The 20,330-nt window shown below is 60.0% G+C and carries 16 protein-coding genes, 1 tRNA gene and 2 rRNA genes (1 of these 19 only partly in view); 9 read left to right on the forward strand and 10 right to left on the reverse strand.

The window, feature by feature from the left end:
* From ACROUL_RS08290 to ACROUL_RS08310, 5 genes are all read left to right on the forward strand, one after another.
* Positions 1–2,160, forward strand: a 23S ribosomal RNA gene (locus ACROUL_RS08290); it begins 689 nt to the left of the window's first position.
* Positions 2,161–2,300: 140 nt separating this feature from the next.
* Positions 2,301–2,415, forward strand: a 5S ribosomal RNA gene (rrf, locus tag ACROUL_RS08295).
* A gap of 93 nt (positions 2,416–2,508) precedes the next feature.
* Positions 2,509–2,585: transfer RNA gene (locus tag ACROUL_RS08300), tRNA-Met, on the forward strand.
* 1,090 nt (positions 2,586–3,675) lie between these two features.
* Complete coding sequence (locus tag ACROUL_RS08305; RefSeq protein ID WP_431299033.1) at positions 3,676–4,389, forward strand: hypothetical protein; 714 nt, start codon at positions 3,676–3,678, stop codon at positions 4,387–4,389.
* A gap of 78 nt (positions 4,390–4,467) precedes the next feature.
* A complete protein-coding gene (locus ACROUL_RS08310; RefSeq protein WP_431299034.1) occupies positions 4,468–5,061 on the forward strand; it encodes an EF-hand domain-containing protein in 594 nt (197 codons plus the stop codon).
* Between the two features lie 274 nt (positions 5,062–5,335).
* On the opposite strand, the gene ACROUL_RS08315 is transcribed toward ACROUL_RS08310, so the two are convergent.
* The 10 genes from ACROUL_RS08315 to ACROUL_RS08360 form a co-directional block, all read right to left on the reverse strand.
* Complete coding sequence (locus ACROUL_RS08315; RefSeq protein ID WP_431299035.1) at positions 5,336–7,126, reverse strand: SulP family inorganic anion transporter; 1,791 nt, start codon at positions 7,124–7,126, stop codon at positions 5,336–5,338.
* A 79-nt stretch (positions 7,127–7,205) separates the two neighbouring features.
* Positions 7,206–7,538, reverse strand: coding sequence for a TIGR01244 family sulfur transferase (locus ACROUL_RS08320; protein ID WP_431299036.1), 333 nt, complete (start codon positions 7,536–7,538; stop codon positions 7,206–7,208).
* A 50-nt stretch (positions 7,539–7,588) separates the two neighbouring features.
* Positions 7,589–8,473, reverse strand: a complete 885-nt coding sequence (locus tag ACROUL_RS08325; protein WP_431299037.1) for an MBL fold metallo-hydrolase — start codon at positions 8,471–8,473, stop codon at positions 7,589–7,591.
* Between the two features lie 18 nt (positions 8,474–8,491).
* Positions 8,492–8,941: a DUF6691 family protein gene (locus tag ACROUL_RS08330; RefSeq protein ID WP_431299038.1), complete on the reverse strand. Its 450-nt coding sequence runs from the start codon at positions 8,939–8,941 to the stop codon at positions 8,492–8,494.
* Between the two features lie 2 nt (positions 8,942–8,943).
* Positions 8,944–9,384, reverse strand: coding sequence for a YeeE/YedE family protein (locus ACROUL_RS08335; protein WP_431299039.1), 441 nt, complete (start codon positions 9,382–9,384; stop codon positions 8,944–8,946).
* A gap of 239 nt (positions 9,385–9,623) precedes the next feature.
* Complete coding sequence (locus ACROUL_RS08340) at positions 9,624–10,340, reverse strand: Crp/Fnr family transcriptional regulator (protein ID WP_431299040.1); 717 nt, start codon at positions 10,338–10,340, stop codon at positions 9,624–9,626.
* Positions 10,337–11,659: an MFS transporter gene (locus ACROUL_RS08345; RefSeq protein ID WP_431299041.1), complete on the reverse strand. Its 1,323-nt coding sequence runs from the start codon at positions 11,657–11,659 to the stop codon at positions 10,337–10,339. The genes ACROUL_RS08340 and ACROUL_RS08345 overlap by 4 nt, the downstream gene beginning before the upstream one ends.
* 136 nt (positions 11,660–11,795) lie before the next feature.
* Entirely contained in the window at positions 11,796–12,497 is a 702-nt protein-coding gene (locus ACROUL_RS08350; RefSeq protein WP_431299042.1) for an ATP-binding cassette domain-containing protein, read from the reverse strand.
* A gap of 8 nt (positions 12,498–12,505) precedes the next feature.
* Entirely contained in the window at positions 12,506–13,678 is a 1,173-nt protein-coding gene (locus ACROUL_RS08355; protein WP_431299043.1) for an FtsX-like permease family protein, read from the reverse strand.
* Positions 13,675–14,898, reverse strand: a complete 1,224-nt coding sequence (locus ACROUL_RS08360; RefSeq protein ID WP_431299044.1) for an HlyD family efflux transporter periplasmic adaptor subunit — start codon at positions 14,896–14,898, stop codon at positions 13,675–13,677. Before ACROUL_RS08360 ends, ACROUL_RS08355 begins: the two co-directional genes overlap by 4 nt.
* 725 nt (positions 14,899–15,623) lie before the next feature.
* Here ACROUL_RS08360 and ACROUL_RS08365 point away from each other — a divergent pair.
* The 4 genes from ACROUL_RS08365 (at position 15,624) to ACROUL_RS08380 (ending at position 19,560) form a co-directional block, all read left to right on the forward strand.
* Entirely contained in the window at positions 15,624–16,319 is a 696-nt protein-coding gene (locus tag ACROUL_RS08365; protein ID WP_431299045.1) for a L,D-transpeptidase, read from the forward strand.
* A gap of 745 nt (positions 16,320–17,064) precedes the next feature.
* Positions 17,065–17,505 (forward strand): hypothetical protein, encoded by a 441-nt coding sequence (locus ACROUL_RS08370; protein WP_431299046.1) that lies wholly within the window; start codon positions 17,065–17,067, stop codon positions 17,503–17,505.
* Between the two features lie 1,180 nt (positions 17,506–18,685).
* Positions 18,686–19,123 (forward strand): hypothetical protein, encoded by a 438-nt coding sequence (locus ACROUL_RS08375; protein ID WP_431299047.1) that lies wholly within the window; start codon positions 18,686–18,688, stop codon positions 19,121–19,123.
* On the forward strand, positions 19,120–19,560 hold the full coding sequence (locus ACROUL_RS08380; RefSeq protein ID WP_431299048.1) for a hypothetical protein: 441 nt from the start codon (positions 19,120–19,122) through the stop codon (positions 19,558–19,560). The genes ACROUL_RS08375 and ACROUL_RS08380 overlap by 4 nt, the downstream gene beginning before the upstream one ends.
* The last annotated feature ends 770 nt before the right edge of the window (positions 19,561–20,330 follow it).

A 20,330-nucleotide genomic window follows, 5' to 3' on the forward strand; every position in this document is an offset into this window, starting at 1 on the left:
TCAGACCCGAAACCAGGTGATCTAGCCATGAGCAGGATGAAGGCACGGTAACACGTGCTGGAGGTCCGAACCAACACCCGTTGAAAAGGGTCTGGATGACTTGTGGCTAGGGGTGAAAGGCTAATCAAACCTGGAGATAGCTGGTTCTCCGCGAAAGCTATTTAGGTAGCGCCTCGGACGAATACCTCGGGGGGTAGAGCACTGCATGGATGATGGGGGCCCACAGCCTTACTGAGTCTAAGCAAACTCCGAATACCCGAGAGTACTATCCGGGAGACACACGGCGGGTGCTAACGTCCGTCGTGAAGAGGGAAACAACCCTGACCTGCAGCTAAGGCCCCTAATTCGTGGCTAAGTGGGAAAGCATGTGGGACGGCCAAAACAACCAGGATGTTGGCTTAGAAGCAGCCATCATTTAAAGATAGCGTAACAGCTCACTGGTCTAGATAAGCTGTCCTGCGGCGAAGATGTAACGGGGCTCAAGCCACGAGCCGAAGCTCAGGATGCACAGCGATGTGCGTGGTAGCGGAGCGTTCTGTGATATAGCTCATCATGTCTTATCTGCATAACCTCCAGCAATGGGGGGCGGAGACGGACATGGAGAGCTTTCTGTGAAGCCGGGCTGAAAGGCATCCGGTGGAGAGATCAGAAGCGAGAATGTTGACATGAGTAGCGACAAAGAGGGTGAGAGACCCTCTCGCCGAAAGTCCAAGGGTTCCTGCTTAAAGCTAATCTGAGCAGGGTAAGCCGGCCCCTAAGGCGAGGCCGAAAGGCGTAGTCGATGGGAACACGGTTAATATTCCGTGGCCAGGAGGATGTGACGGATCTCGACGGTTGTCTGCCCTTATCGGATTGGGTGGGCTGCTTAGAGGTTCCAGGAAATAGCCCTCCATCAGACCGTACCCTAAACCGACACAGGTGGACTGGTAGAGTATACCAAGGCGCTTGAGAGAACCACGTTAAAGGAACTCGGCAAAATGCCTCCGTAAGTTCGCGAGAAGGAGGCCCCGTCTGTACGCAAGTATGGGCGGGGGGCACAAACTAGGGGGTGGCGACTGTTTACTTAAAACACAGGGCTGTGCGAAGCCGTAAGGCGACGTATACAGTCTGACGCCTGCCCGGTGCTGGAAGGTTAAAAGGAGGGGTGCAAGCTCTGAATTGAAGCCCCAGTAAACGGCGGCCGTAACTATAACGGTCCTAAGGTAGCGAAATTCCTTGTCGGGTAAGTTCCGACCTGCACGAATGGCGTAACGATCTCCCCGCTGTCTCTAACGTGGACTCAGCGAAATTGAACTGTGTGTCAAGATGCACACTACCCGCGGTTAGACGGAAAGACCCCATGCACCTTTACTCCAGCTTTGCACTGGCATCAGGATTGTGATGTGCAGGATAGGTGGTAGGCATTGAAGCGGGGACGCCAGTCTTCGTGGAGCCTCCCTTGAGATACCACCCTTCGCACTTCTGATGTCTAACCGCGGCCCGTTATCCGGGTCCGGGACCCTGCATGGTGGGGAGTTTGACTGGGGCGGTCGCCTCCCAAACAGTAACGGAGGCGCGCGAAGGTAGGCTCAGACCGGTCGGAAATCGGTCGTTGAGTGCAATGGCAGAAGCCTGCCTGACTGCAAGACTGACAAGTCGAGCAGAGACGAAAGTCGGTCATAGTGATCCGGTGGTCCCAAGTGGGAGGGCCATCGCTCAACGGATAAAAGGTACGCTGGGGATAACAGGCTGATGATGCCCAAGAGTCCATATCGACGGCATCGTTTGGCACCTCGATGTCGGCTCATCTCATCCTGGGGCTGGAGCAGGTCCCAAGGGTATGGCTGTTCGCCATTTAAAGAGGTACGTGAGCTGGGTTTAGAACGTCGTGAGACAGTTCGGTCCCTATCTGCCGTGGGTGTAGGAGACTTGAGAAGAGTTGCCCCTAGTACGAGAGGACCGGGGTGAACGAACCACTGGTGGACCAGTTATCGTGCCAACGGTAGTGCTGGGTAGCTATGTTCGGACAGGATAACCGCTGAAGGCATCTAAGCGGGAAGCCCCCTTCAAAACAAGGTCTCCCTTGAGGGCCGTGGTAGACCACCACGTCGATAGGCCGGAGGTGTAAGTGCAGCAATGCATTCAGCTGACCGGTACTAATGGCCCGATAGGCTTGATTTGATCCAGAAACAGCAAGGCAGAAAATGCCCCGAAACGGATCGTCAAAAGCAACACATGCTGCTGCGCACATCGCGCAGCCTGGACTTGGAACTCAACTGATGTTGTCGCGGGAAAAAACCCGCGACCTGTCTCTGTTCTGGTTTGGTGGTCATAGCACGAGCAAAACTCCCGATCCCTTCCCGAACTCGGCCGATAAGTGCCGTCGCGCCAATGGTACTGCGTCTCAAGACGTGGGAGAGTAGGTCACCGCCAAACCTGATCAGAAACATGTCTCTCTCAAATACGATCCAAAACAAAACGATCCAGTCATCAATTGAGCCCCAACCCGCAGCTCACGATGACAACCGTCGCGGGGTGGAGCAGCCCGGTAGCTCGTCAGGCTCATAACCTGAAGGTCACAGGTTCAAATCCTGTCCCCGCAACCAGACTTTCCAACATATTTATCAGTATCTTGCGCCTCCCTCGCGGGAGGCTTTGTCATGCCTGATGCCAACCCATTGCCGCGTTCGTTGTCGCGTTCGCCGGGCCTGGGACGGTGTCCCGCCCACATCCCCCCCCGGGCCTTCGCGGAAAATGCACCTTTTGGACCCCACCTACCCCCACCCCGGGTCCCCCTGAATACCTCCTCCTGCAGTGACTACATACTGTTCCGCACGGTCGGTCGGAATCGCAACGCACGCATAGCCGAACGAAGCGGCCGATAAAAAAATCAAAAAAATGGAAATCTCCTAGCGATAACCGTCGTCCTGACTGCCATCCCTATCGCTGCCAAGGAGCATGTCGGTGAGGTTGGGCATCGGGTAGCCCGGGCTCCGGTCGAGGGAGTAGGCGATCCATCTTCTGGCATCGTACTTAACTCGGGTCGATCCTTGAGCGATCGTTCTCCCAAACCATAGCGCGGTCGACCCACATGCAGGTGCGTTAACGCGAACGGCCCTTAGAAGTCGTTCGACTGCCTTGAAGCCAAGGTCTGCTTTGCGGCTATCGGCCATCCCGAGACGATCCGTGAGGCCAGCAACAAAGGCGCGGTCCGAAACATGGCGTACTGCGAAATGCCGAGCCGTCTTGCACCTCTTGATCAGATGCTTCGTGGTGCAAATCGCGCGTTCCAGTTCCCATAGCTGCTTGATGGCTACCAACGCGGTGAGCAGTGGCGCGATCTAAGGCTCCGCCACCTATGCAATTTCAGCCTTCTCATCGACTGCACTATTTGTCTTTGCCGACTGCCAATCGACCTTGTTCGGCCGGATGAGGTTGATTAGCCAAGCTGGAAGCGCGTCGATCCAAGCGAACAGGAAGTCCTTGGCAGTCAGAGTTCGGGCACAGTTAGCAACCACCTGAACGGAGTTTGATTTCGATACTGGCGCAGTCAACCATTGCCAGCATTGAGCGCCTGCGACGGCATGCGTTCAATGCAGTGGACCCGATGGGACGGCAAGATTGATCTGTGTCATACGTACGCCCCGACGGATGTGTAATATTCAATCTGTAGAATATGAATCATCAAGGTCTGACATGCCCAGAACTCATCACATCTCTCTACTTTTCGGTTCGGTGCTGTTGCCGGCCGTTGGGTTCGCCGGTCCCGTTCAGGACGCCGAGGGCGAGTTGCGCAGTGTCTACGGAGACTACCGCGTGTCGCTTTTCCAAACCAATGGTGGCGATGCGGACGCAACCGCAAAGGCGCTGGAAAGCCTGAACCAGAAATGGGAAGCGCTGTCGCAGGAGTGGACCTCTGCGCCGCCGCCGCAATACGCCGATGACAGTCTGCTCGCCGGCACGATGACCAGCGTCGACACCGTGATCGACAAAGCCGCAGACGAGGCCGCACGCGGTGACCTTGCGACGGCGCATGTCACGCTTGAAGCGATCAGGTCAGAAATCGGAGACCTTCACGAGCGCAACGGGGTGATCGGCTTTTCTGACCGGATGAACGCCTACCACGCCGAGATGGAGCAGGTGCTGGAGGCCGAGGTGGGCGGCGAGAGCAAAGACGGGGTAGCTGCCCTTCAAGATGCAGCCGCGGTTCTAGCGTATCTTGCCGAAGACATAGCCGCGCACCCGGCGCCAGAGGCAGCGGATCCGGCATACGAGCCTTTGGTCGACGGTTTGCTGAAAAGCGTTCAAGCCCTGCAAGCTGCGGCACAGTCAGGCGATGCGACCGGTGTCAAGGCGGCAATCGCGGGCCTCAAGCCCGCGTATTCGAAGCTGTTCCTCAAGTTCGGCTGACGCAGAACGCGGCCCTGACGCACGCGCACGTTCGTCGATTCCCATCTTCAACCAGAACACAACGAAGGATATCCAGCCATGAAACGCACAGTGCTCACACTCTCGCTACTCGCCGCCTTGGCCTCGCCTGCCGTCGCGCAGATGGGGCCGGGATACAACAACCAGTGGAGCGGCCCCTTTTCCGGATGGATGCCTTGGCAAGGCTATTCCAACGGCCCCATGATGGGGTGGGGTCAAGGTAACGGGATGGGTCCGGGCAATCCTGACGGGCCTGGCTATGGCATGATGCAGGGCTGGGGAAACCCGAATGTGCCGGGCCGCGGACGCTTTGCCTTGATCGACGCGAACGAAGATGGCGTTGTCTCGGCTGAGGAAGCGGCATCGCACGCAGACATGACGTTTACCGCGATGGACGGCGATGATGACGGCACCCTGACCCTTGACGAGTTCATGTCCGTCCGCATGGGGCAACAGTTCGGCTTCAACCAGGACCTTCAGGCCCAGATGCAGGCCCGCAAGGAAGCCCGCTTCACTCCGATGGATGCCGACAAGGACGGCGCGGTGACGAAGGCCGAGTTCATCGCCGCTTCCAAAGCGCACTTCGACGCGGCGGACGAGGATGGTGATGGCAAGGTGACGCCGTGGGAGATGAGGTCATCGAACTGGAACTGATCGTCGCCTCGGATGCGAAACCAGGTCCATCGACCTTCTCCGGCAATTCAGAGTGAGGAGTGTCTCACTCTGACGGTCGGGACAATTTGGCCCTTGGCCGTAGGGCTCACCTTTCATTAGCCTTGTGGACGCGCGCGTCGTAAGTAGCGCGCGGAGGGAGCGTTGGCGGTTCGCTTTTGGGGAACCGACAAATGCGTCGACGGTAGCCGGTTCGGCGAAACCATAGATGATGGGGCGGTCGGAGTGCGCGGACCATCATGCCCGCGAGGCTCCGTCACGCATCTGTTGCCGAGCGCACGCCGGGAACTGCCGGGTTGCTACCCGGCCGAGGTGGCTCGGAGCATACCGTCTGGGGAGCAAGAGTCCGCATGGCGTCGTATTGCGACAGAAATACCTGCCCGGTCAGCCCATCCAGGAAGTGTGATTTCTTCAACCGATCCATCACGGGGCCCTTCACCTCTGACAGATGCAGTTTGACGTTCATCGTGCCTAGGCGGTGGTTGATCGCTTCAAGGCTCTCAAGCGCGCTCAGGTCGATCTCGTTTATCGCCGAGCACATGATTACCACGTTCCGGATGGGGCAATCCGTTGCAACGCGATCGGCAATATAATCCTCCAGGAAACGGGCGTTGGCGAAGTAGAGGCTTTCGTCGATGCGAATGCTGAGAAGTGTCGGATCGGTCAGAACGCTATGGCGGTGAATGTTGCGGAAGTGCTGCGTGCCGGGAACAAGGCCTACCTCGGCCACATGTGGGCGGGATGTTTTGTAAAGGTGCAGCGCAACTGACAGGGCCACGCCAGCAGAGACGCCCGTTTCCACGCCGAACCCCAAGGTCAAGAGAATGGTGGTGGCGACAGCAAGAAAATCCGCCCTAGAATAGCTCCAACTGCGCTTCAAGATCGAAAAGTCCACCAGTGATAGGACAGCCACGATGATAGTGGCTGCGAGGGTCGCCGTAGGCAGGAAATAGATCAAAGGCGTCAGTGCGACGGCGGCGATAGCAAGGCCAACGGCGGTCAGGATTCCCGCGGCGGGCGTTTCAGCCCCCGCATCGAAATTGACGACCGACCGGGCAAACCCGCCCGTCACCGGGTAGCCGCCAGTGAAGGCCGCCCCGAGGTTCGCGGCGCCAAGACCGATCAGTTCCTGATTTGGGTCGATCCGCTGGCGCTTCTTGGCGGCGAGCGTTTGCGCAACGGACACAGATTCCACGAAGCCGATGACCGAGATGAGCAATGCCGGGAGCAGCAGAGGGCGGATCAGGTCGACTGAAAACAACGGAAGTGTCAGTGGCGGCAGGCCCTGCGGAACCACGCCAACGATCCGGACACCCTGCGCATCCAGCCCGAGGCCCCAGACCGCCACGGTCGACACCACGACGGCAAGCACCGGCCCGGCCTTGGTCACCATATCGGCCAGCCTTGGGCCAAGTCCTGCACGTCGCAGCAGCGGCTTCAGTCCCTTGCGCACCCAGAAAAGGAACGCGGTGGCGCTGACCCCGATCAGCAGAGTGATCCAGTTCGTAGCTGACAGATTTCCTGCCAGCGAAGTTACCATTTCCGGTATGGTATCGCCGCCGGCGCTGATGCCCAGAACATGCTTGATCTGGCTGGTCGCGATCAGAATGCCCGATGCGGTGATAAAGCCGGCGATTACCGGATGCGACAGGAAGTTGGCAAGAAAGCCCAGTTTCAGGAGCCCCATCGCCAGCAGGATAGCACCCGACAACGCAGCCAGTGTCAGGGCTGCAACCGCGTAGCCCATGGTGCCTTGGTCGGCGATATTTCCAATGGCCGCAGCTGTCATCAACGACACGACCGCCACCGGCCCCACCGCAAGGGCGCGGCTTGTGCCGAAGATGGCGTAAAGGATGATCGGCGCGATGGAGGCGTATAGCCCGGCCTCGGGCGGCAGCCCGGCCAGCAGGGCGTAGGCGAGCGACTGCGGGATCAGCATGATCGTTACGATCACCGCGGCCAGCAGGTCGCTTGTCAGGGCATGGCGGTCATAGGTCCGACCCCATTGCAGGATCGGAAAGTAGCGGGCGACGGATGGGACGGCCATGGAAAGGTTCTTTTCTGGATCTTGAAGGGGAACGTGGCCCATTACGGGGCCACCTCACCGGATCGGGCAGCCTGCCGCGTCAGCCGCGCGTGGCGGCAAAGAGGCTTTGTGCCCGTCCGCCGGATCGGCAATAGGCCAGCACCTTGCCCTTGGCCGTAGTCACAGCAGTATCGAAGGCTTCAACATCAGCCCCTGTCGCCTGACCGGGTTTGATTGGGATGTGGTGGGCTTCAAGCCCGACCGCCTCGGCGGCGGCCTTGATCTCGGCAAAGGTCGGCTGGCCCGCATCCTCGTGGTCAGGACGGTTGCAGATCACGGTGGTGAAGCCGGCGGCCTTGAGCTTCGCCAGTTGTGCGGGGGTAATCTGCGGGCTTACCGCGAAATCTGGCGTGATGTGCGTGACGTTATTCATGGTTCAGTCCTCTCAGTGAGCGTGAAGATTTTGGGTTTCGGGTTGCAAAACTACAGGCCATTGACGGGCACTTTGAGCATCGGGCGGCCATCCTTGTCAGTCGGCACCTCGCCCGCGCGCATGTTCACCTGGAGCGATGGGATTATGAGCTTCGGCATCGCCAAGGTCGCATCGCGTTCGGTGCGGAACTTCACGAACTGTTCTTTCGTGGCACCTTTGCCGACGTGGATGTTGTGCTCTTTCTCGGCGGCGACCGTGGTCTCCCACTGGATATCGCGACCGTTGGGGCCGTAGTCGTGGCACATGAACAGACGCATTGCGTCGGGTAAGGTCAGCACTTTCTGGATGCTGTCGAAAAGGGTTGCCGCATCGCCTCCCGGGAAATCGGCGCGGGCTGATCCGCCATCGGGCATGAAGAGCGTGTCGCCGACAAAGGCTGCGTCGCCCATTACATGAACCATGCAGGCGGGCGTGTGGCCGGGCGTGTAGATTGCCACTGCCTGCATGTTGCCGACCATGTAGGTGTCGCCGTCTTTGAACAGGGCGTCGAACTGGCTGCCGTCGCGTTGAAACTCGGTGCCTTCGTTGAAGATCTTCCCGAAGGTCTCCTGCACGACCATGATCTTGTCGCCGATACCGATCTTGCCGCCGAGCGCGTTCTGAATGTAGGGCGCAGCCGACAGGTGATCGGCATGGACGTGGGTTTCGATGATCCACGCCAGCTTCAAGTCGTTCTTGCGGATGTGGTCGATGATGGCGTCGGCATGGTCATGGGTGATCCGTCCCGCCGCATAGTCGATGTCCATGACGGAATCGATCACGGCGCAGGCGTTCGAGGAAGGGTCCTTGACCACGTAGCTGATGGTGTTGGTCGCCGGGTCGAAGAACGCCTCGACCTCGGGCTTCATAGACATGTTGATCGGATAGTCGCTCATGAAAGTTTCCTTTTCGGTTCAGGTTTCACGACGCAGCAGGCGCGCGGCTCTGGCATGGGTGAGTGCCATCAGCCACTTGGCGGCGAAGATCCCGGCGATCAGGGCGGCTACGAAGGCGAAGACCTCGATCCTGCCCGTTCCCAAGGCGGGCAGTGCGCCGCCAGGGCAGAATCCGGCAATGCCCCAACCCACTCCGAACAGAGCCGAGCCGCCCAGCAGGCGCGCATCGATGCGCGGGTTGTCGGGCAAGTGGAATTTGGCGTCGATGATTGGTGCTGACCTGCGCAGTACGATTCTGTAACCGACGAAGGCAACGACAACCGCGCCGCCCATCACGAAGATGAGGCTTGGGTCCCAAATGCCCGCAATATCAAAGAAGTTAAGCACTTTTGCAGGGTTGGCCATGCCCGAGATTGCGATGCCGACGCCGAAGATCAGGCCGATGAGATAGGTTGAAAGAAGACGCATGGTCAGGCCCACACAACATGGCGGATGACATAGACGGTCATTCCGGTGGTCAGCATGAACATCGCCGTGGCCGCGATGGACCGGCGCGACAACCGCGCGACCCCGCAGACTCCATGCCCTGAAGTGCAACCCGAGCCATAAGTGACGCCGATTCCTACCAGCAAGCCGCCAACAAGGAGCATAGGAATGGACACCGGCACATCGACCGCCGGCATCTGTCCGGTAACGGCCATCACAGCCAGCGGGCCGCTTATCATTCCGGCCAGAAGGGCAAGGCGCCAGGCAATATCGGGATGCGCCGATGGCGTTAGCACGCCAGCAAGGATGCCCGTTGCACCCATGATCCGGCCGAGAGTCAGCATCAGCAGAACCGACGCAAGCCCGATCAGCACGCCGCCCGCCAGCGATTGCCAAGGGGTGAACAAGGTTTCGATGGCTGTCATGATCCAGATCTCCGTTCGATTACGGGGACTGTTTATGACGCTTCGACTCGTGGTTCAGTGACGATGTCACCAACCGGAAGAAATCGTCTGGCCAGTTCAAACCCGGCACCGCAACACAGCCATCTTGCGCGCTTGGTGTGACGTGCCTTTGGGGCTACCCGCTCGCCGGGATCCGGGGCAAAAGCCATACCCCTTAATTGGTGACATCCGCACTCCGCCTGCGAAGCGCCATGCACGCGTCAGGTGTGAGTTGATGCTTGCGGGCGCGCGGTGGCCAGCGATCCAGCTGCCTCCATATCCAGTGCCGCCAGACGTTCGAGTCCGGCAAGGTCTACCAATTCGATCGTTCCTCGCGACTGGCGGATCCAGCCCCGCCGCTGAAACTCGCCCAACTGCCGCGAGATGACCTCCCGCGCTGTGCCCAATTCGGCAGCCATCTGCTGATGAGTAGCCTTGATCTGCCCGGTACCACGCTCCAGATCGATGAGCCTTTGTGCCAGCCTGATGTCGACGCGTTGAAAGGCGATATCTTCGATAATCTGAAACAGATCGGTAATGCGCCTGGAATAGGCGGTGAAAATGAAATCGCGGAACGTGACAGACTGCGAAACCAGATCATCGAAGACTGCGCGCGGGATCGCCACCGCGCGCACATTTGTTTCAGCGATGCCTTCTGCGGAGTAGTTTTCATGGGCCAGCAGGCAAGCTGTGGTCAGCACGCAACTCTGCCCCGCCTCCACGCGGTAGAGGACGATCTCGCGCCCCGCCTCGGACACCTGCTGCACCCTGACACGACCTTGGAGCAGAAGAAGCAGGTTCTCCGGCGATTTGCCCGGGCCAAAGATCACGGTGCCCTCCGGCACCGCAATGACAGTGCTTTTGCGGGTCAGCACGTCTTGGACCCTTGGCTCCAATCGGGACAATCCGGGAAATTGCTTGATCCAGTCTGCGCTCATATTGCGACCTTCGAATTGACCGTATCCGGAGTCGTCTGCGGTGCCGGGTTCAGGCGTGGATGGGTTTCTTCGCCCCAATAGAACAAAATTGCGCCCGAGATGAACATCGAGATCGACACGAACCAGAACGCAGCTTCGATCCCGCCGGTCAGGTGGGCCACCAGCCCCAGACCGAGGGCGCCGATCCCGTAGCCGAGATCACGCCAAAAGCGATAGATGCCGATGGCAGAACCACGCCAGGCGGGCGGAGTGATGTCAGCAACAGCGGCTCCGAGATTCGGATAGAGGAGCGCCATGCCAAAACCCGCAACCCCGGCTGACAAAGACCACCACGCGGAGCCATTGCCCAGAACCACCATGGACACTCCAGCGCCGCAGATCCACATGCCCAAGACGCTCGGCCAGAACCGCCCGACATGATCCGAAAGACGCCCTGTGAAAAGCTGCGCTCCGCCCCAGACAAAACCGTAAGCGCCGACGATCCAGCCCATTTCCGTCAAACTGGCACCTCTCGCAACCAGAAAGACGGGCAAGATCACCCAGACCAGCGCGTCAACGAACTTTTCCACTAAGCCTGCTTGCGACAGCGCTGCAAGCCGTTTGTCGTGCCAGCTCATCAGGGCGAAGACCTCACGCGTCGTGGGATGCTCGGGCACGCCTTGCGGATACCGGGGACGAAACTTCAGCGCGCTCAGTTTGTGCGCCGCCGTCTCGGCCTTCGCCCATGGAAGCGTGTCCTTGACCCAGACCACAGTCAAGACCAGCGCCGTGACGACAGTTGTCATCCCAAAGACCAAGAGACCCAGCCGCGCACCCAGAGCGTCTGCCGTATAGGCCGTGACCACACCCGCCAGCGCCACTCCAACATAGCCCGAGAATTCATTCAGCCCCATTGTCAGCCCGCGTTGATCAGCGCGCGTGATGTCAAGTTTTGCGGTCTGCGTCATTGACCAACAAAGCCCCTGGTTGACCCCAAGCAGGACCGTTGCGGCGACGATCCAGTTCCAGTTCGGCGCGGACCAGATCAGCACCGGAATGGGCAGCGCGATGATCCAGCCCCAGAGCAAGACCCGCTTGCGGCCGATCCGCTCCGACAGGCGTCCGGCGACGAAGTTCATCACCGCCTTGACGGCACCAAAGGCCACGACAAATGCCGTCAAAAGCAGAAACGACCCCCGCGGCACGCCGAATTCGCTCTCCGCCAGCGCAGGGATCACGGTGCGCATCATGCCAATGGCGAAGCCCACCAGCAGCACCTGAACCAGTTGATGGGAAAACTGCGTCAGGTTCTCTCGGATACCAAGGGGAAGCGCGGTCAACTGAATCCTCCAGCTGGGGCATTGCATTCTTGAGGTTGAATATGACACATGCACTTCAAATTGGCATGATCGAGGTCAAGGAGATCGACCGATTGCACTCATATCGGTGGTCTGGCGATCGCTCAGTGGTGACCGCTTAGCGGATCGTTCGCTCTTGATCCCCGACGATCCGCCCGTCTTCAAGGGTAAGGATACGGTCAGCGCGGTCGAGGATGCGGTTGTCATGGGTGACGAGAAGCGTTGTCATGCCGCGTGAGGCACCGATGCGTCGGAGAAGATCGACCATATGCGACGCGCTGTCCTTGTCGAGCGCGGCGGTCGGTTCATCAGCCAGCAGCAGGGCAGGGTTTCCAACCAGCGCGCGCGCGATGGCGACGCGCTGCTTCTGGCCGCCGGAGAGGTTCGCGGGCAGATATTCCACTCGGTCCGCCAATCCGACTAGGCCGAGCAGATGCCTTGCGGCGCGACCGGCCTGATCGTCCGTCACTGACGGATGGACTTGCGCGCCCATCATGACGTTCTGCTCTGCCGTCAGGCTTTCATGCAGATTATGCGCCTGGAAGATGAAGCCGAGCCTGCGCCGCATTTCGACAAGCTTCGCGTCGTTCGCATCATGCAATTCTTGGCCCATCAGGAGCAGCGTGCCGTCCTGCACCGCGCGCAGGCATCCGATCAGGGTGAGGAGTGTAGTCTTGCCCGATCCGGACGGCCCCATGAGAACCGTGAAACTGCCGCGGTCCAGTTTCAGACCGATGTCATGAAGCGCCTGCTTGCGGGCAGAGCCTTGGCCGAACCAGTGGTTCACCCCATGCATGTCGACAATCGGCCCGGTTTCCATATCGACCCTCAAAACAGGTCGGCAGGGTCAGCGGCGGCAAGCCGTCGGGTGGCGATCGCCCCGGAAAGCGTCGAAAAGACCACCGTCCCTACGAAGACGATGACCGCCATTGATGGCGTCACGGCCAACGGCAGCGTCGTCACCTTGCCCATCACGGTGAGGATCGTCGCGCCTACGGCAAACCCTGGCAGAAAGCCGAGAATGCCAAGGATCAGCGCCTCTTCGAGGACGATCCCCATGAAGAAGCGCTGACCATAACCCATTGCCTTGAATGTCGCGTATTCGCGCAGATGGTCGGCGACGTCGGTCGACAGCACCTGATAGACGATGACCAGCCCTACCAGCACCCCGATCAAGACACCAAAGCCGAAGATGATGCCGGTGGGTCGCTTCGTCTGCTGATAGGTTAGTTCCTCCTGCGCGGCATCGGCGTAGCTGCGGATGCGCAGGGCCGGGTCTGACACCAGCTTGCGCAGGCGGGGCACGACAGCCGCCACATCCGCACCGGGGCGAAGGCGCAGCAGGATGTGGTCCGGCGCGGTCGACCGGCGCGCGGGGAACAAGGACAGGAAGGTCTGGTCGGACACCATCATGTACCCGTCGCCGCCGAACCCGCCACCTCCGGCAAAGGTGGAATAGGCCGTCAGCGTGCGGCCCTGCGATTCAAAGGACAAGGGCGATTGCGGGCGGATCGCTGCCGTTTCGTCGCGCTTCATTCCGCGGGCGAGACGGTCGATGATGGCTGCATCCTGCACCTCCAGCAGCGAGAGGTCGGTTGCGATCACGGGGGCCACGAGGTCCGGCTTGGCCGGATCCACGCCAAAGGTGGTCAGGCTGATGTCGGCATCGCCGCGATCCCACGGCACATTGCCGATGAACAGCCCCATGCCGTCGACCACGTCGGGATCGGCGAGGGCCTGCAACATCCATTGCCGCGCGACGTTGCCACCGTCGGTCAGGGCATTCGCATCGGCGGCCGAGATCATCACGTCAGCGGCAAAGAAGGTGTAGGGGCGCAGCGTTGCGGTCCCCATCGACGTCATGATGCCCAACTGCACAAAGACCAGAACATTGGCAAAGGCGACCCCGATCAGGGCGGCGGCAAAGCGCATCGGATTGTGCGTCAGTTGCAGCCAGCCGATCGGCAGCCGACCGAGAAGGCGCTGTAACAGCCACTTCACGGTGTGGTCCCGGTTCCGCTGGTGTCGATGCGGGCGATGGCCTCAAGGTTGGTGAAGCGCGCGGCGATATCGGACGATGCCGCATCCAGCGCCACGAGCACGCGGATCACGCGGGCATCCTTGTTTTCGGCAGCGTCGTCCGAGATCAGACCCTGCCGCCCGACGGTAAGCCCGATCGAATCGACCTTTCCCTGCAACGTCCTGACCAGCACTGCCGAGACAAGTTCGACGGGCTGGCCTACAGCGACCCTAGCGATGCGGTCCTGCCAGATTTCCACTTCGGCCATCATACGGCTGGTATCGCCCATCTGCATGATGCCGTCGGCGGGCGGGCGTTGACCGGGCGTGGCGTTGATGTCGAGGATCGTGCCGGCAATCGGCGCGACGACCGACGCGCGCTGCAGGTCAAGCCGCGCGCGGGCGAGATCGGCCTTGCCCGCCGCGACGTTTCGGGTGGCGACCACAACGTCCGGCTGGTCATCGAGGCCGATGGCGGAAAAGCGCGCCAATGTCGCCTCGGCGCGTGTCACGGCGAGCCTTGCCCCCTCGGCGGCAGCGCGGGCTGCGTCAAGCGTCGCCTGGGTGGCGACGCCGCGCTGAAACAGTTCCTCGGTGCGCTGGAGGTTGGCCGCCCCCTCGGTCGCCGAGGCGGCGGCCTGTTCCAGCGTGGCCTTCGCCTCGTCGCGGCTGGATTGGACCGTGGCGCGGGTCTGCATCAGGGTCGCCTCGCGGATGGCGAGATTGGCCTCGGCCGTCAGCATCGCGCCTTCCAGCGCAGCTGCGTTGTCTAGCCGCGCCAGAACCGCACCTTTCTCCACCCTTTGGCCGACCGATACGAGCAGTTCGGCAATTCGCGCGTCGCCCGCGCCATACGGCGCCGCCACCACTGAGACATCGCCATCGGGCATGAGACGCGCCAAACCGATCACATCGCTGGGCAACATGGTTTCCGCCATGCGTTGCGGCATTTCGACATTGGGCGGCAGGGCGATAGGTGCGTCGGACCCACCCCCGGGTTGCAGGCCGGTCAGGCCGTAAAATGCTTTCAACAGCGGCGGCTGGAAATACATACCGATAACCGCGCCGGAAAACATCAGGACGGGAATGAAGAGAACCAGAAGGTAGCGACGCTTGAACGGTCTGCGCTTCGTCACGACCGAGCTGGCATCATCGGTGGCCCTCAAATCCAGCGGCAGGTCAGGTTCGGTGCGCTCGGCCATGGCGGGCTATCCCTCAATGCTGGGCGTTGATTTCTACCTTTTTCATGAATGACCGACTCCAACCTTGATGTCGGTCAAGCGGAAGGGACGAGTCACCCCGATATGCATCGTATCCACCATCCCACCGCCCCGTGCGCGACCAATTCGACCAAAAGCTTCCTGGTTCCGGCCTGCGGCTGCGGGTGCGCGGCGGAACAAATGGCCAAGTTCTGGACGAAAAGCAGGAACGGTGATCTCAGACGATCACGCTCTATTGTCTGAATTTGGCGTCCTTTACATGGCAACCCAGTCGGCGTTCGGGCAGATAGACCGTCATGTCCATTTTGCGCACCATGATTATGGCCCTCCTGCTTGTCGCTGTCCTGCCTTGGGGGGCCTACTTGGGTAAGTTTCCTACTGCCGTCCTCGGCCCCCTGACCGTGGAAACAATTGCGGTTAACTCATCGGATGCGCATGCTTCGACGGCCCCTCTCAAGATCGCGCAGAAAGCTTGGATCAAGTGTCGCAAAGGGCTTCCTGGATCGACCTGCACACCTGAGCCGAAAGCACTATTTTCCGCGATTGGCCGTGACCGTCCCCTCACGTCAAACTCACTCGTGACCGATAGGACATCTTCTTTCTCGGATGGCATCGTCGAAAGGCCAACACTGCCGCCGCCCCGCCCTGTCTGATGCGACACCCGCCTCGCCAAGAGGCATCGTTTCATCAAATCAAGGATACAAAGAATGTTGACACGACGGATGTTCGTTGCAGCTGGTGCTGCCGCGTCCCTTTCTGCCTGCGTGCGCCTGGAAGGGTCGCCTGACATCGCGCCGGAACCGGCAGAGATCGTCCCGCCGGTTCCGGCTTTTTACGGTGCGGTCTTCGACGAGCCGTATCCGGTTCCTGCGGTGCCGGCAGGTGTGGTCCCGCCCCACCTTTGGCGGCAAGACGTGGAGAACCCGTTTCCCGAAGAAGCATCGGGGACGATCATTGTGGATCCCGATGCAGGCTATTTGCACCTTGTCCAGACCCGTGAGACGGCCATGCGCTACGGGGCCGGGACGGGTGCGGCGGCCTATTCTTGGAACGGGGTGGCGCGGCTGCAGTTCGCGCGCGCATGGCCGCGCTGGAAAGTGCCTGACGAGATGATCGTGCGCAGGCCGGAACTGGAGCCCTATTCGGTGGCCAATGGCGGCATGGACCCCGGCCCCGGCAATCCGCTTGGAGCAAGGGCGCTGTATCTGTTTCAAAATGGCAAGGACACGCTCTACCGCATCCACGGGGCCTGCGAGCCGAACTATCTGGGCAAACCGGTGTCGTCCGGCTGCATCCGACTGCTGGATCAGGATGCCATCGACCTGTATCGCCGCGCCCCACACGGGGCAAAGGTGCGCGTTTTGCCGTCGATCCTGCCGACCGGACTGGCGGCGCTGTATTGAAGGCGCGACGGGTTCGGGCGTGGCTTCCGCGCCCGGACCCACCATCACGAACTCAAACTCAACAGACTTTTGCAGAAGCTCGCGGACCTGTCCCGCCACGGACGCGCGAACCATGGATTTCCGAATCTTGCGCTGAGCCACCGGTTCTGCGCTTTGCGCAACCAAGTCTAATGGAATTTCTGCGGCCGAGGCCGTGTGAAACTCGATCAGGCCACAAATCTCGGCGGACAGCGTTTCTCCATAGCGAGCGATTTGGGAGAGTGTGCCGTGCGTGGTTGCGTCACTCGACGCGGGAGGAAGGCTGTTCTGTGCGAATTCGCCAAAACGACCTTTTCACACAGAATTGGCCCAAAGCGGTCGATTGACAATCGCACAACAAACGGCCGCTTTCCGCCCTTCATGTCGGTTGTGCAGCGCTTGAGACCGAAGAGCGAGCAACCCGAGCCAACGGCAGAAAGGTACGCGTAGCTGGGGATCGCGACTGCAGTGCCGACGGTGCTGGAACCATCTGTCAGGTGGCGAACAATAGCCTTTCGCTAAGTCGCAGCAAGCGGTGCAGCAAACCTCACCGCCACAGATAGTTCATATGATCTTTGGTTGTACAGGCGCGCAGCTCATGCCGCGCAGCGATTGGCTTCAAGAAGCCCGGGGCAGGGTGCCATGTCATGGTCTCGCCCTTTGCGGCAGCCCAAAACTGTAATAGTATAACATTGTTGGCAACTATTGCGGCTGGAGACAATGATCGATGGAAAATGTGAAACGGACCAGTCTTACTGCCAAGCAGGAGCTGTTTGCCGCCGGCGTTGCCGACGGACAACCCTCCAGCGATGCGTACCGCCTTGCATATGACGCAGACAGAATGGGTCCGCCAACGATCTGGTCGGAAGCGTCCCGTCTCGCCAGCAACCCAAAGGTTGCCGCAAGGATCGAGCAGCTAAGAGCGGAAAAGGACCAGCTTCGGCGCATGTTGGTACTCGATCACGAGGAGGCAATCCTTGCCCGACTCCAGCATGAGGCGCTAACCGCCAAAACGGACAGTGCCCGCATCCGTGCTCTCGAACTCTTAGGACGTCATGCGGGGATGTTTGCAGAACGTGTCGAGGTCATCCCTGCCGAGCGGACAGCAGAGCAGATCGAAGCTGACATATTGAGCAAGCTTCAAAGACTCGGCATCGGTGGCGCATAACCATATGAAAAGATGTCTTTTGAGCGTCCCTGCCTGCAGCGGTGCCGGAAAAGACGTGTGACCGATGTGACCGATGTGAAGGGTTTTTCGACATGGAACGCCTCGCCAAAAAAAGATTAAAGAAGAAGTGAATGTAATGTGCCAAAATCGGTCACATCGGTCACATCGGTCACATCGGTCACAAGGGACGTCCGCCAACGGCGCCGAGTAGGCACCAAAACGGTACGTCCGCTTCCTCATAATCAGGGGGCCATTGCCATCAGTCGGACGAACGCCGCGGTCTTGAGTAAAGTGCAGGGAACTGGTCGAATGAGTTCATGACTGGCTGGGTTGCACTCTCCTGTGACGCTAGACACCCGCTGGCACGACACCGACTTTTGCAGTGTAGCGCAGATAGGCGCTGTTGCCGTCAGTCTACCTCCATCTCCGTCGATGGTCCTCGCGAACGCCCCACTTCGGCCTCGACTACCTTCGCGCGACCGACAGGGCCAGATCCGCAAAGCTTCGCGCCCGCCCCGGTGTCCAACGTGCCCAATTGTGCAAAACTGTAGCCCGAAGGCTCGCTCAAGCTTACAAAACTGGAGGAAACGTCACCAAGTTTAATTGGCCGGTGGCTTCCGCTTAGATTCTCGGAAACGGGCATGATGCCACCGAAATGCAGGGCTTCGCTTACCCAGATACAAGGAGGATCGGGGAGCACAAGCGGGCTGGGCAAAACCGAACCCAGGAGAATCGGCTTTCTTTCAACTGCAGGCATTAGACAGAGGTCTTGGATCGCGACGTCAGTAAAGTTGGTTAATCAAATATGACAGCACCAGACGATCCAGCAGCATCTCGCGCATCTCACAGCTCGTCTCTGGCAATGCTTCGCAGACTTCTACCGGCGCTCGTATGCCGTGACAAATCGTAGGCATAGTTGGTGCGAGCCTACCCGTAGGACATTGTCGCGGTTCGGTGGCGACTGAGTGGGGACGAGACAGCTCTCTGTAAAAATTTGAATGAACTTTTCCGGCACCGGGGCAGCGATAGTTCCGGTCACGAAGCCCCTTCACGGAACCCTACGCTTGTTGTATCCGGGCAGTGAAGTTGGAGAACCACCGCACGCATCATCCCACCCGCAGCATTCCTTGAAGACCAGTCCGACACCGTCGGGCATCTTCGATCATGCATGGAGTGATAGATGAGCGAGACCAACGAGACCGTAATCACCCACCACACCTTCGGCCGACGCAAAGGGATTGTGCGCTGGCACGAGCCGCTGGCAGCGGCCTTCCCGACGGAGGCTGAACGCACAGCCATCGTCGCCCTGTTCGATGACGCTATGCGCTCCTTCGACACTGTCGTCTTCTACGTTCACTACACGATGTTTGAGAACAAGGAGATCGAGTGGGCGTCGACGGTAGACGACGCCACCGACGAGATCGAGATTGATGCAACGCTGGCTACGCGCTTCAACCACAACGCTGACGGCGAGATCGAACTGTCAGACGAACTCCTAGAATACCTGCTCTGGTATGAGGCGAAGTACTATTTGGGGGGAGCGCCGCTCCCGGCCACGCTTGAGGAGGCCGGAGAGGTATTTCGGCTCTGGAAGAAAGCAAAGGAGGACAGGACATGAACTTGCAGCGCGCGATCGAGATAGCCGCCGAAGCGCATCGCGGGCAGGTGGACAAGGCAGGAGAGCCGTACATCCTGCATCCTCTCAGGGTCATGTCCTCTGTCACGACCGACGTGGAGCGCATTGTGGCAGTGCTCCACGATGTGGTCGAAGATGGCGGCCCCGACTGGACCTTCGAAAGGCTGGAGGCAGAAAGCTTTGCCGCCCCAATCATCGATGCCTTGCGCCTCGTCACCAAGCGGCCGGAAGACGAGGGCAACGACATTGAGACCTACCTTCGCTTCGTCCGGCGCACCATGCAGAACCCCGTGGCGCGGCGGGTCAAGACAGCAGACATCCGCGACAACCTCGACGCAACGCGGCTGCACGAACTGACTGAGAAGGACCGGCTGAGAATGAACCGTTACCTCGCCGCCCTTCGGGAACTAGAGGGGTGAGGTTGGCCTGAGAAAGGCCGCTACGGGCGATGGGAGAGGCGAACCAAGAACGCCAACGGCAAAGGCAGATGGGAAAGACGCCCCCCGCGTCTTGCGGCGTTTTCGACCTGCGGACCCACCCCGGGGGCACGGAGGTACCACACCGTTACCTCCCCCACGGGAGACCACATGGTGATGCGCGCGGTCGATCGGCCAATCTGAAAAATTATAAAAAAATCTGGAAACGACTGCCGCCGACCGAACAGCGGTTTTTGCATGTGTCAAGGATGACCGAGTGTGAGGCCGCGTCGGCATGTTGCACCCCTCTCGGTCTGACCACTTGAGACCGGGTGGTAGGGGCGTTCCGGTCAGCGGCAGAAGGGGCGGCTCATTGTTTAGGGAGGGGGTGCCCAACGGTCGCTTCGAGCCCTGAGCAGTCGCTCGCCCAGAGCATGGCGCGATCGAACGACCCGTAGGTGCAGCGACGCATTCGGCCCAAAGCAGTCTTAAGTTGGGGGTTGCTGACCTTAGTCGCGCGTCGGCAAAGCGGTCATTGGGAAGCCAGTGGGTCGATGCATACCTCGGCATTGGCTTCCACCGCGCAACACACCTTCTGGCCGCTGGTGGCAAACAATGGCACCGGAGCGCCGCCTCCGACCGACATGGGGGCAAGTTTCGGCGTCGCGATTTCCTGTGTGCTGTCGCTATTCATCCTGGCTCAGGCAAATGGCAGCTCGCTCTGGTTAGGGAAAGTCGACCAGCTGTATGGCACTCGGTCCTAGCAGGATATC

Origin of the sequence: Tabrizicola sp. BL-A-41-H6 (assembly GCF_050632395.1) — a bacterium.
In the GTDB taxonomy this organism is placed as follows: domain Bacteria; phylum Pseudomonadota; class Alphaproteobacteria; order Rhodobacterales; family Rhodobacteraceae; genus JAUYQR01.